This is a genomic window from Thalassovita mediterranea (assembly GCA_019448215.1).
Classification (GTDB): Bacteria; Pseudomonadota; Alphaproteobacteria; order Caulobacterales; family Hyphomonadaceae; genus Henriciella.
On sequence record CP080408.1, the window covers coordinates 1220111 to 1232426 of the forward strand.

13 protein-coding genes are annotated in these 12316 nt (G+C 60.6%); 4 read left to right on the plus strand and 9 right to left on the minus strand.

Features of this window, described 5'->3' with window-relative positions; translation table 11 throughout:
* Positions 1 to 29: 29 nt before the first annotated feature.
* Both KUV46_06000 and KUV46_06005 read right to left on the minus strand, forming a co-directional pair.
* Complete coding sequence (locus KUV46_06000; GenBank protein ID QYJ01944.1) at positions 30 to 914, minus strand: CoA ester lyase; 885 nt, start codon at positions 912 to 914, stop codon at positions 30 to 32.
* 96 nt (positions 915 to 1010) lie between these two features.
* On the minus strand, positions 1011 to 1511 hold the full coding sequence (locus KUV46_06005; protein ID QYJ01945.1) for a DUF302 domain-containing protein: 501 nt from the start codon (positions 1509 to 1511) through the stop codon (positions 1011 to 1013).
* 87 nt (positions 1512 to 1598) lie between these two features.
* On the opposite strand from KUV46_06005, the gene KUV46_06010 reads away from it, so the two are divergent.
* Both KUV46_06010 and KUV46_06015 read left to right on the plus strand, forming a co-directional pair.
* Positions 1599 to 2717: a beta-lactamase family protein gene (locus tag KUV46_06010; GenBank protein QYJ01946.1), complete on the plus strand. Its 1119-nt coding sequence runs from the start codon at positions 1599 to 1601 to the stop codon at positions 2715 to 2717.
* Positions 2718 to 2822: 105 nt separating this feature from the next.
* On the plus strand, positions 2823 to 3440 hold the full coding sequence (locus tag KUV46_06015) for a LysE family translocator (GenBank protein QYJ01947.1): 618 nt from the start codon (positions 2823 to 2825) through the stop codon (positions 3438 to 3440).
* A 123-nt stretch (positions 3441 to 3563) separates the two neighbouring features.
* Here KUV46_06015 and rarD read toward each other — a convergent pair whose 3' ends face one another.
* Positions 3564 to 4511 (minus strand): EamA family transporter RarD, encoded by a 948-nt coding sequence (gene rarD / locus KUV46_06020; protein QYJ01948.1) that lies wholly within the window; start codon positions 4509 to 4511, stop codon positions 3564 to 3566.
* Between the two features lie 41 nt (positions 4512 to 4552).
* On the opposite strand from rarD, the gene KUV46_06025 reads away from it, so the two are divergent.
* The gene (locus tag KUV46_06025; GenBank protein ID QYJ01949.1) at positions 4553 to 5839 is read left to right on the plus strand and encodes a sodium-dependent transporter; all 1287 of its coding nucleotides are present in this window, start codon (positions 4553 to 4555) and stop codon (positions 5837 to 5839) included.
* 34 nt (positions 5840 to 5873) lie between these two features.
* On the opposite strand, the gene KUV46_06030 is transcribed toward KUV46_06025, so the two are convergent.
* Both KUV46_06030 and KUV46_06035 read right to left on the minus strand, forming a co-directional pair.
* Positions 5874 to 7508 carry a M28 family peptidase gene (locus KUV46_06030; GenBank protein ID QYJ01950.1) on the minus strand — a complete coding sequence of 545 codons (1635 nt, stop codon included), beginning with the start codon at positions 7506 to 7508 and terminating at the stop codon, positions 5874 to 5876.
* Between the two features lie 96 nt (positions 7509 to 7604).
* The gene (locus KUV46_06035; GenBank protein ID QYJ01951.1) at positions 7605 to 8624 is read right to left on the minus strand and encodes an aspartate-semialdehyde dehydrogenase; all 1020 of its coding nucleotides are present in this window, start codon (positions 8622 to 8624) and stop codon (positions 7605 to 7607) included.
* A gap of 197 nt (positions 8625 to 8821) precedes the next feature.
* Between KUV46_06035 and KUV46_06040 the strand changes: the two genes are divergently transcribed.
* Positions 8822 to 9193, plus strand: a complete 372-nt coding sequence (locus KUV46_06040) for a nuclear transport factor 2 family protein (protein QYJ01952.1) — start codon at positions 8822 to 8824, stop codon at positions 9191 to 9193.
* A 157-nt stretch (positions 9194 to 9350) separates the two neighbouring features.
* Here the strand turns inward: KUV46_06040 and leuB are convergent, their stop codons facing one another.
* From leuB to KUV46_06060, 4 genes are read right to left on the minus strand one after another with little or no spacing between them, the layout of a single operon-like run.
* Positions 9351 to 10406 carry a 3-isopropylmalate dehydrogenase gene (gene leuB / locus KUV46_06045; GenBank protein ID QYJ01953.1) on the minus strand — a complete coding sequence of 352 codons (1056 nt, stop codon included), beginning with the start codon at positions 10404 to 10406 and terminating at the stop codon, positions 9351 to 9353.
* Positions 10407 to 10459: 53 nt separating this feature from the next.
* Entirely contained in the window at positions 10460 to 11092 is a 633-nt protein-coding gene (gene leuD / locus KUV46_06050) for a 3-isopropylmalate dehydratase small subunit (GenBank protein QYJ01954.1), read from the minus strand.
* Positions 11093 to 11101: 9 nt separating this feature from the next.
* Positions 11102 to 11956 (minus strand): VOC family protein, encoded by an 855-nt coding sequence (locus tag KUV46_06055; GenBank protein ID QYJ01955.1) that lies wholly within the window; start codon positions 11954 to 11956, stop codon positions 11102 to 11104.
* An 8-nt stretch (positions 11957 to 11964) separates the two neighbouring features.
* The gene (locus tag KUV46_06060; GenBank protein QYJ01956.1) at positions 11965 to 12285 is read right to left on the minus strand and encodes a hypothetical protein; all 321 of its coding nucleotides are present in this window, start codon (positions 12283 to 12285) and stop codon (positions 11965 to 11967) included.
* Between the last annotated feature and the right edge of the window lie 31 nt (positions 12286 to 12316).

Genomic DNA, 12316 nt, shown 5'->3' on the forward strand with positions numbered 1-12316 from the left:
GCGCTGATCTGGGATGCCCGGCGTGGACGTCAAGCGCTCTCCATCGCCTTGATTGCCTCATTAACTGCGACGATGCGCTTCGCTTCTTCAAGATGCAGAAGCTCGGTCATCTTGCCATTAACCTTGAGAACGCCCTTGCCCTTGTTGGCCGGGTCGGCAAACGCATCGATCACGTCTTTCGCTTGCGCGACATCGGCTTCGGCGGGCGCGAAGATCTCATTCGTGACCTCAATCTGGCTCGGATGGATCAGTGTCTTGCCGTCAAAGCCGAGTAGGCGGCCCTGGCGCACTTCGGCTTCGAGGCCTTCAGCGTTCGAAATGTCATTATAGACGCCGTCGATGGCGATGATGTCATAAGCACGGGCCGCAGCCAGAGTCAGGCCGAAGAAAGTCTGGAAGGCCGTGCGCTGAGGGTCGTTCACAGCGCGCAGTTCCTTGGCGATGTCATTGGTGCCCATGACAAAGGCGGAAAGGCGCGTGCGGCCTGCCGCTTCGGCGATATCCTTAATGTTGAGGATGGCCTTCGGCATCTCGATCATGACCCAGAGGCCTAGATCCTCGGGGGCGCCAGCGCGTGAAAGCGCATCGTCCAGCCGGTCGATATCACCGCCATCGATGACTTTCGGGGCCAGAATTGCGTCAGGGCCAGCCTCGACGGCCGCTTTCAGATCATCAAGGCCCCATTCGGTGTCGAGCCCATTGATACGGATCACAACCTCGCGCGCGCCATAGCCGCCAGCGTTCACCGCGTCACAGACGGTCTTGCGCGCTTCAAGCTTTGCGTCCGGAGCGACGGCGTCCTCAAGGTCGAGGATGACCGCGTCTGCGGCGAGCGACTTTGCCTTCTCGAGCGCGCGGGCATTGGCGCCCGGCATATAGAGACAGGAGCGGCGGGGACGATTGGCGCTGGACATGGAAAGGCTCCGGATAGATTTCACTGGAGGCCGCTTGTACAGGCTGCAACATCGACATGACAACCAGTTGCGGGCTTGGCGCAGCCTGCTGTCGGACTAGCCTGTCGCTTCAGCGACAATGCCGAACAGCGTTTCTTCGATCCTGGCGGCATTCACGCTTTTTGGATCCAGCCCGTACTGGCTCACGAGCGCGCTGATGTCCTGACGAAGGACATGGACGCCGCTGCCTGTCTCGATGACCAGGATCTTCATTGGCAGTTCGATCCCGAGCGCTGGGTTGGCCTGCATCAGGGGTGTCCCGGCTTGGGGATTGCCAAAGATGAACAGCGTCGATGGCGAGAGCTCCAGACCCGCCTCGCCCGCACCTTCTGCATGGTCGACCATGGCGAAGATGGTGAGGGGCCGCTTCTCAAGCGCTGCTCGAAGCTTTGAAACTGTGGTCACGAAATCATTCGCGCTGTCTGCGGCAATGAGGGCCTGCGCAGCTGGCTGTTCGGCAAGTTCGGGATCAATCACCGGGCCTTGCAGCGCGCCGGTCTGGCAGGCGCTGAGCGAGACGGCGGCAATGGCGGCGGCGGCCAGAAGCGGTTGTTTCATTTGAAGTCCCTGTTTTCCATCTTGAAACCTCGCAACGCGCGGCGGAGTGCTTACGTTCAGCGCTAATTGGACGAAGAGGAGCAGGCAATGAGCGATATCCGGGGCCATGTGGCGAGCGGGTTTGAGCCTGTCCGTGAGGTTTTCGCAGAGACGTTCGAGGCTGGCGAGGAGCTCGGCGCTGGCTTTTGCGCCATTCTGGACGGCGAGGTGATTGTCGACATTCAGGGCGGGAGAACCTCCCGCGCGCGCGACAAGGACTGGGACGAGACGACAATTGTTCCTGTCTATTCAACGACCAAGGGCGTGTCGGCGCTCGTGATCGCGTCGATTATCGGCGATCTGAACGAGGGCTATGAGACCCCTGTCGCCGAGGTCTGGCCGGAATTCGCCGCCGCCGGGAAAGGCGATGTCACGATCGGGCAGCTGCTGTCCCACCAGGCCGGTCTCGTCGGGTTCGCGGAGCCGATTGACCCAGACCTCTGGCTAAATCCGGACGGGCTCGCTGCTGCGCTGGCAGAGCTGGAGCCGCTCTGGGAACCGGGGACGGCGCATGGCTATCACCCGTCCACATGGGGGTATCTGGCGGGAGAAATCGTCAAGCGGATCACCGGTCGAACGCTGGGGACCATATTGAAAGAGGATTTCTGCGGGCCAGCTGGCGTTGATTTCCAGATTGGCCTGCCGCCTGAGGATGATGACCGCGTCGCCGAGATCCAGCGCCCGCGCGAAATGCCAAAACTCGGTGAAATCAATGAGTTCAGGAAGGTCGCCTTCCTGACCAAATGGTCCTCGCCGAGCCGGACAGGCGGTGAGTGGCGCCGCATGGAGCAGCCAGCCGCCAATGGGCATGGCACCGCCAGGGCGGTTGCGCAGCTCTATGGGATCTATGCTAATGGCGGGAAGCTTGGCGACAAGCAGTTGATTTCAGAAGACTCTTTCCGGGAGCTGACACGCCGCCGGGTGATCGGCGATGACTTAGTGCTGCCCTTCGTGACGGAGTTCGCGGCCGGGGTAATGCGCAATAATCTCGGCATCTATGGCCCGAACCCCGAAACCCTTGCCCATTCGGGCTGGGGCGGGTCGCTCGCGCTTGGGGATCCGGACCGTCATCTCTCGGCCGCCTATGTCATGAACAGGCAATCGAGCTATCTGCAGGGCGATCCGCGGGCGCGGCGTCTGGTCGACGCACTGTATGGCTGCCTGTAGGAAACTGACGGGTTTTCCCCCATGTTACACGGTGCACTCATGGTGCATGGGCGGTGTTTTTCGGGGTGTTTTTGAGAGCGCCGCAAAAATAGCCGGGGACAAGACATGTTGAGCGAGATGAACTGGCTCGCCTTTCTGGGCGCGATGGCTCTGGTTGAGCTGACCCCCGGCCCGAATATGGGCTGGCTGACCGCGCTCGCTGCGCAGCAGGGCCGCCGGGTCGGTTTCATGGCGGTGGTCGGCATCACATTGGGCCTCGCGGTGCAGCTGGTACTGGCAGCGACGGGCTTTTCTGCCTTTATCGCGGGCAACCCTCTCGTCTACGAAGTGCTGCGCTGGGCGGGTATCGCCTTCATGCTCTACCTCGCACTAGAGGCCTGGCGTGAAACGGGAGAGGCCTCGCCCGGTCAGGCAAAGGCGCTGGAGGGCTTCCGGCGCGGCTTCATCGCCAATCTGCTGAACCCCAAAGCGCTGGTTTTCTATATCGCGGTCGTCACGCAATTTGCGGGCAGGGGCGGTGAGGTGCCATCAGCTGGCGCAATCCTGATATTGGGCAGCTTGCACATACTCGTCGCCATTCTGGTACATGTCTGTCTCGTTCTGGCAGGGTCCCGGCTTGGCGAACAGATCGCCCATTATCGCCAGTCGCGATGGGTGCGGGCCGCGTTTGCCCTTGCCCTTATTGGGATCGCGGTCTGGATGGCGATTTCAACGCAGCGCTAGGCTCGCCTGAGACACGAATTGGCACGGGAATTGCTAGCGTCTCGCGCGAACCGGACCTCCATTCTGATTCACATGCATCACTCCTGACCGGCGGCTCATTTTGGGTCAGCCGGTCTTTTTTTGCTACTCAGCGAGGCGGGCCGCGCGGGCAAGGCGGCGGGCCTTGCGTTCGCCCAGGACACTATCGACCGTAAAGACGGCAAGCGCGGTCCAGATGAGGCCGAAAGCGACCGCGTCGACTGGACCGAACGGCTCGCGGAAAATCAGGACAGCGATCAGGAATTGCAGCGTCGGCGTCAGATACTGCATCATGCCAATGGTCGCGAGCTTGAGCCGTTTGGCGGCGAGCGCGAAGAGGATCAGCGGCACGGCCGTGATGGGTCCAGCAAGTGGAATGAGCCAGTCGAGCGCAATACCATCGCCCATCCAGCCACCGTCCGGCGTCTGCTGAAACCAGCTGAGCCAGATGAAAGCGACTGGGAAGAGAAGCGCAGTCTCAATTGCGAACCCAATGCGGCTATCGACACTGACGGTCTTTCGCACGGCGCCATAGGCGGCAAAGCTGAAACAGAGAACAAGTGACACCCAGGGCAAACGTCCAAGCTCCCAGGTGAGAACAGCAACGCCGCACGTCGCGATGGCAATTGCGATCCACTGCGCGCGGCGCAGCGTCTCTGAAAAGAAGATCATCCCCAGAAGCACGCTCACGAGCGGGTTGATGAAATAGCCAAGGCTTGCCTCTGTGACGCGCTCGGCCGACACGGCCCAGATATAGAGCAGCCAGTTGGTCGCGATCAGCCCGGCCGAAATGGAGAGGTAGAGCATGCGCCGAGGCGTGAGCGCGCCGCGCAAGTCCCGCCAGCGCCGGGCAATGGCGATGAAGATCAGCGCGGTTGGCAGGCCCCAGAGAATGCGATGAGCCAGCATTTCGAACGGGCCGACATGATCGAGCAGCCGGAAATAGAGCGGCAGCCCACCCCAGATGAGGTAGGCGCCGAATCCGCAAGTCAGGCCAAGGCGCAGTTCGCTCGTCATTCGCGGCAGGTAATACCGGCGCGGACCAATAGCCATCAAATTCTGGGCATAGCTGCTATGGAACAGGTCCGCTTTGCATGCGTCGGGAAGAGATGACCGAAGCGGGCATTAAAACTAGTGCAGACCAAAGCCTCCGGGCGTCAGAAGAGGCCCAGCAGGAAAAGGCCAATGTCGGTACCTATCACCGCGTCTGGAAGAGCGAGACAGCCTTCATCGTCGCAACCGCGGCGGCAGCCATTGGTCTCGGCAATCTCTGGCGTTTTCCTTATTTGCTTGGCGAACAGGGCGGCGGTGCGTTCCTGATTGCGTATCTTGTATGCCTCATTGTGGTGGCGCTTCCCATTGCCGTTATAGAGCTTGCAGCGGGTAGGCGTACGCGAAGCGGGGTGTTGGGCGCGTTCAGCATGACGGGGCCACGTCGCCGATATTTCGGCTATGTGGTTCTTTTCCTGATCTTCCTCATCACCAGCTATTATCTTGTGCTGACCGGTTGGACATTCAGCTACGCTTTCGATTCCCTTGATGGCAGCTTCCAGGCATTTGAGGATTATCAGCAAGGCTGGGGGTCGCTTTTAGCTTTCCTGGCCGTGCTGATTCTTTCCTGTGCGCCGCTTTTTCTGGGCGTTGGCGCCATTGAAAAGGTCGCTTTTGTCGCTGCGCCGACCCTTCTTGTCGTGCTCGCGGCCATCGGTACCTATGCCTACCTCGACAGCGACGGGTGGGGCCAGTCGGTCGATTTCCTGACGGGTTTCGAAGGTGCCGATTTGCTGGATGCCTCCATTTGGTACACGGCGCTCGGCCAATCCTTCTACAGCCTGATGATCGGCCAAGGTTACCTGCTTACTTATGGCCGGCACGTCGCAGCGGGCACAAACCTGCCACGCGCTGCAGGTATAATCGCTTTCGTGAATGCAGGCGCGGGGATTACGGCAGGGTTTGTCCTGTTCCCGTTTGTATTTGCCTCTGGCGCCGATCCGGCGCAGGGGCCAGAGCTCATCTTTGCGGTGTTGCCGCAGGCCATCAGCGAAATTCCGTTCGGCTATGTCGTAGGTATTTCCCTGTTTGCAGCCTTCTTCCTGGCAGCCTTCACATCTTGCGTCGCGTCCCTGAAAACGATCGTGGATGGCATTTTCGGTATGCGGGTCTGCTCGTACCGGCGCGCAATGCTCATCGCCTTGGTCGCCCTTCTGATCGCCGGACTGCCTTCGGCCCTGAGCTATACAGGCCTCGATTTGAGCATCGGTAACGATGCCGTGCTGGACTGGGTCGATGACCTGACAGGATCGGCGCTGGTCATCTTCGCAGGTATTGTTGGCGCTTGCCTCCTTTTCGGGGCAGGGCGCCACCGCAGACCACCCAGCTAAACCAGTTCAGCGGGCGGTCTGCTAGTTGTATCGCCTATTCCCCGCCTTCTGCGAACATATCGCCGAAGAAGTCGCCTTCATTCCAGCTTGGACGTTCTTCCATGTTTGCGACGCTGCGGGCGATGTCGGCCTTTACGCCTGCAAAGCGGGCGAGCGCGTTGAAGTTCAGCTGGTCGGCCTCATCGGATGGGCGGTGATAGTCCTCGGCGAGGAATTTTGCCTGTGCTTCAGCGCCGCCATTGGCGTGGCCGGGCACCAGATAGGTCGCCGGGACGCCCTGTTTCACCCAGCTATAGTGGTCTGAGCGCGTGAAGAGGCCGAGATTCGGGTTCGGGTCCGGGCTGAGCGTCAGGCCAGCACCTTCGACGGCGGCTTTCACCGGCTCATAAAGGCTGGAGCGTTCGGTGCCGAAGGCGACAACGTCTTCGAACTCATAGGTCATGATCGGCATGTCGAGATTGACGTTGGCGACCACGCCTTCGGCCGGGACGGTCGGGAAGCGGGCATAATAGTCAGAGCCGACGAGGCCTTTTTCTTCCGCCGTTACCGCAACGAAGACGACGCTGCGCTTTGGCGGGTCAAGCGAGAGGAGGCGCGCGACTTCCAGAAGGGCCGAGGTGCCGGAGGCATTGTCCATGGCACCGTTGAAGAGCGTGTCCTCGTTCGGGTTGAAGCTTGGCTTCACCCCTTCATGGTCGAGGTGGGCCGAGAGGACGACATATTCACCGGCGAGAGTTTCATCCGTGCCGGGCAGGATGGCGGCGACGTTCGGGCTGGTGATCTCTTCATGCGTGCTGTTGGCTTCGATGCGGAGGGTTAGGCCAAGCTCAAATGGCTCGGTGCCGGTGACGGTTTCCTCAACGAGGGCGTCATAGTCGCGGCCAGCGGCCTCGATCAGCTTCTTTGCGCCTTCAATGCTCATCGTGGCGCCGGCTTGCAGGTTCGGAGCGGTTGAATGGGCGTTGCCGTCGGCATCGACCCACGTCATCGAGGCGCGGCCCATACGGTCCATCGCGGCGCGGCGTTCGAAGGAATACCGCTCCTGCGCCACAGGATGGTAGAGGGTCACGACGCCAACTGCGCCAGCTTCAGACAGGCGCTGATAGCTGGTCGAGGAATAGTGGGCGCGTTCCTCGGTGTTGAGGTCGCTTGGCGCGTCGCGGAAAATGACGGCGATCTTGCCTTCGAGGTCGACGCCGTCGAAGTCATTCCGGCTACCATCAGGGGCGATGAAGCCATAGCCAACGAAGACGGTCGGCGCTTCGACGAGGCCCTGTTCGACCTGCGAGGAAGCGGAGATCAGGTAATCGCTGCCAAGCTCCAGCGGGAGGTCTGCGCCCTCTGTTACGGTCAGGCTTTGCGGGGCGGCCTGGTCGAGCTGATAGCGAAAGAGCGGGACTTGCTGCATGTAGCTGTCTTCATCGCCGCCTGGCTGAAGGCCATAGGCGCGGAACTGTTCAGCGACATAGAGCGCGGCAATGTCATAGCCGCGTGTGCCGGCCTCGCGCCCTTCCAGAAGGTCATCGGCAAGGAAGCGGACATGGGCCTCTACCTTTTCGGCGGACGCGGATTCCGGCGCGGTGGCGGCATGCGCCTCTTCGGGAATGCTTGGATTGCAGGCGGTAAGCGCGAGCGCGGCCAGAAGGCCGGTGGCGGCAACAATTCTCATGAAAAAACCCCAGCTTTGTCAGATCGCTGAAGGATCGAACAAAGCCGGGGTTTAGGCAAGCTGTCAGCGGCAAAAGCCGCATGACTGAGGTGTCGTCTAGGCGGCGAGGACGCCGCGCTTGATCAGCTCTTCAGCGATCTGGACCGTATTGAGGGCTGCACCCTTGCGGAGGTTGTCAGCAACCACCCAGAGCGACAGGCCGTGCTCGACCGTATTGTCGACGCGGATGCGGGAAACGAAGGTGTCCCACTCGCCCTTGCACTCGACCGGCGTGATGTACTGGTCTTCTTCAGGGTTATCGATGACCTGGACGCCATCGAAATTGCGGAGCGCCTCGCGCGCCTGTTCTGGCGTAATCGCCTCTTCAAACTCAATGTTCACGCTTTCGGAGTGACCGACAAAGACCGGCACGCGCACGCAGGTGACCGTGAGCTTGATGTTCGGGTCGATCATCTTGTGGGTCTCATTCCACATCTTGGCTTCCTCGTCGGTGAAGCCGTCTTCGCGGAAAGAGCCGATCATCGGGATCGCGTTGAAGGCGATCTGGCGCGGATATTCTTCAGGCTCTGGCGCATCGTTCACGAAGATGCCCTTGGTCTGGTTCCAGAGCTCATCCATGCCGGCTTTGCCCGAGCCGGACACCGACTGATAGGTCGAGACGACGACGCGTTTGATCTTCGCGGCATCGTGCAGTGGCTTCAGCGCCATGACGAGCTGCGCCGTGGAGCAGTTCGGGTTGGCAATGATCATCTTCTTGTCATAGCCGAGGACGTCTTCGCCGTTCACTTCTGGCACGACGAGCGGAACGTCAGGGTCCATGCGCCAGGCCGACGAGTTGTCGATGACGATCGCGCCCTGCTTGCCGATCTTCTCGGCCCATTCTTTCGACAGGGTGCCGCCAGCGGACATCAGGACCACATCGACTTTGGAGAAGTCGAAATCGTCCAGCACTTCGCATTTCAGGGTCTTGTCGCCATAGCTCACTTCGCGGCCTTTCGAGCGGCGCGAGGCGAGGGCATAGACTTCAGCAGCGGGGAAATCGCGCTCGTCCATGATGTTGAGAAGTTCGCGGCCCACATTACCGGTGGCGCCAACGATTGCGACTTTGATAGCCATAGTTTTTCCTTTCGCGATGCCCGCTCATTTAACGCCAAGCGAGCTTTCGTCCAATCAGATGATTGACCGCTGGACGGATCACAGCAATTCGAAGGAAAGAGCGCCCCGCCAGCCTTGATTTGAAAGGCATGTAGTGCACGACTGGGGCGGATTCAGGGTGGGAGCTGCAATCACTCTGTGATGAGAGGTGAAACACCGTGATCGAAGACCTGATCGGCCAGTATATCCGCAGCTATAATGCGCGTGATATCGAGGGCATGCTCGACTGCGTCACCGAAGACGTGGTGTTTGAGAACATTTCCAATTACGGCCAGACCATGAAATTCGAAGGCCGCGACAAGATGCGTGAGGTCGCCGAGCTGTCTGGCCGGGCTTTCTCTTATCGCCGTCAGAAGCTGATCAGCCTCGTCATCGGGGATGGGCGGGCGGCGGCCGAGATCGAGTTTGAGGGCAAGGCTGCGGTGGATCTGCCAAATGGATGCAAGGCAGGCGAGACGATCAAAATCCGCGGTGCGAGCTTCTTTGAGTTTCGCGGCCAGCTGTTGTGCCGGATTGCGGATTATAGTTGAGTGGGTGGGTGCCCTCCCACATCCGTCATCCCCGATGGCTTCAGCCATCTGGGGATCCAGCTCCAACGGCCTGCGGGTGAGTGGAAAGGTCGGAAGCTGGACTCTCAGATGAGCTGCGCTCATCGAGAGTGACGCCCCTTGGGGCGCCCTACACGACCTAAAGACAGTCGATGATCGCGTCCGTCATGGCGGTGGTGGAGAGGTCACCGCCGAGGTCGCGTGTGCGGGCACCGGCCTCGAGCGCGCGGCCCACGGCCGCCATGATCCGGTCTGCGGCATCCGGGCGGGCGAGCGACCAGCGTAGCGCCATCTCGAGCGACAGGATCGCGGCGCATGGATTAGCGATGCCCTGGCCTGCAATATCCGGCGCCGACCCGTGCACGGGCTCAAACAGGCCTGGCGTGCCTTCTGTCCCGAGGCTTGCAGACGGCAGCATGCCGATCGAACCCGTCAGCATGGCGGCGGCGTCAGATAGAAGATCGCCGAACAGATTGTCGGCCAGGATGACGTCGAACTGTTTCGGGGCGCGCACCAGCTCCATGGCGCAGGCGTCGGCTAGCATGTGGGACAGCTCCACGCCGTCTCCATGCGTTTTATGGACTGTGGTGACTTCCTCGCGCCAGAACTGGCCGCTTTCCATCACATTGGCCTTGTCGACCGAACAGACCCGTCCGGCACGGCCGCGGGCGATCTCCAGCGCGACGCGCGTGACGCGTTCAACTTCCGGCGCTGTGTAGACCGACATGTCGAAGCCACGGCGCACACCATCTGCGTCGGTTTCGATACCGCGCGGTTCGCCGAAATAGACGCCGGAGGTCAGCTCTCGCACGATCATGATGTCGAGGCCTTCGACGCGGTCGCGCTTCAGGCTTGAGGCATCGACGAGAGCGCCGAAACAGTAGGCGGGGCGCAGGTTTGCGAAGACGTCGAGGCCCTTGCGTAGACCCAGAAGTCCAGCTTCCGGGCGATTGTCGCGGGCGACATCAGACCACTTAGGTCCACCGACTGCACCGAGGAGGATGGCGTCGACAGATTTGGCGCGTTCAAGTGCAGCGCCGGTAAGCGGTACGCCGTGCTTGTCGATGGAAGCGCCGCCGACAAGATCCTCTTCAATCGCGACGTCCGGCGCGACGAGCTGGCAGATGCGTTGGGCTGCAGCAGTTACTTCGGGGCCGATGCCATCGCCGGGTAAGAGAAGCAGGGTCTGTTTCATGGATCGTCTCCATAGGCCGCAGATGCGGTCAGATTACGTAATTTCAGGAAGGCTCAGGCGCGCGAGCGTGGCAGCCAGGGTGTCTCGTGTGAGCGGCGCGCCTCGAAGGCATCGATGGACGGTGCGGCTTGAAGCGTCTGGCCGATATCATCAAGTCCTTCCAAAAGACTCTGCTTCCGGCCGGGCTCAATATTGAAGTAGATCTCGGCCCCATCCGGCGTCGTGATGACCTGCTGGGCGAGATCGACAGTGAAACGGTGATTGGCGCCGCCCGTCTGGGCCGCGAGCGCCTCACAGACCTCAATCGGCAGGGCTATGGGCAGGATGCCGTTCTTGTAACAGTTATTGTGAAAGATATCGGCAAAGGAGGGCGCGATGACGCAGGTGATGCCCTGGTCGAGCAGTGCCCATGGTGCGTGCTCGCGCGATGAGCCGCAGCCGAAATTATCGCCCGCAACCAGGATGCCCGCATTCTGGTGCGCAGGCTGGTTGAGGACGAAGTCAGGATCAGGGCTGCCGTCTGCCTTGGTCTTGAGTTCGTAAAACAGACCCGTGGACAGACCCTCGCGTTCCGTGGTCTTCAGGAACTGCTTCGGAATGATCATGTCCGTGTCGACATTCGCCATGAGCCGTCCCTTGTCAGTAAGGGCCGCAGCGGTCGAGGTGAGCGTGGTGAAAGCTTTCATGCGCCTGTTCTAATCGCTGGAATGGGCAATGAACAAGGTGGGGACGCCCAGAGTCTTGACCTTTACCGTGAAGACTTGCGTTCCGGGCTTGCGGCCTTTGCGCACGTCAGAGGTTTGGATGCCAGCTTTGGCGAGACGCGCATGCGCCGCTTCGATATCGCGGACCGTCCAGGTGAGGCCCCAGATATGGTCATTTTCAGCAGGGTCTGCTGTCTCGTCCAGCCGGTTGATAATTTCGAGCGTCAGGCCGCCCGTTCGGAAGAAGAGAAAGCGCGTCTTCCATTGCTCGGCCGTCCGGTCGAGGCGAAGGTCGAGACCGAGGCGCGCACCATAATTGGCGACGGCGCGGTCCGGGTTGGGTGTGTTGATCACCACATGGTCCAGAGAGTGGACGCAAGAGTCCTCAACGCTCGTAACCGGGCTTTCGGACTCCGGTTCGATGATGAAAGTCTTGATGCCAGCCATGGCGTCGTCGCTGCAGCGAAACCGCTGCCAGTTCCGGTGTGCTCCAGTTTCCAGATGTGTGCTCTCCCCGGGCTGGATGGCATCGGGTTGGAGGCCGCGCCGGCTAAAAAGCCTGTGCGCTTCTGCGATGTTATCTGTACGGAAGGCCAGGCTGGTGAGGGTGGCCCCGCTGGAAATCAGCTCTCGCAGGCGCGGGGCGGCGGCCGCGTCGCCATCGGGGGCCATGAGTTCAAGTGCGGTATTATCGACGTGAAAAAGGGAGGTCGCTGCGCCGCCTGAGGTGGCGCGCCAGTCTGGCGCGCGTCCGAGAAGGTTTGTGTAGGCTTTGGTGCCGGCCTCTATGTCATCGCAAAGAAGGACCAGATGGTCGATTGCGGTCAGTAGGCCGGCACCAGACACGGGTTCGCCTAGTTCTCTACCGCAATTACGGTTGCGGTGCCGCTTGCACCATTGTCGCCAGTATAGGTCGTCGAATGACCGACCTCGCTTTTGGGGTCATCGAAAATCAGACATCCATTATAGGCGTCGCTCTCAATGCACATTTTTGTTGTCGCTTCGTCGTAGGTGTAGGTGCCATTACCGGCGGCAGACGTCATCGTCCCGTCGTCGTAGAATACAGCCTGTTGGTCGTTTCCACTGTCGCTGTCGAACTTGAGCGTGATGGATGCGGCGAAGGCCGGGGCTGCGCAGATAGACAGGGCAGCAAATGCAAGTGCAGTACGTTTCATGTTTTCCTCCGAAGTTATGAGCTTATTCTTA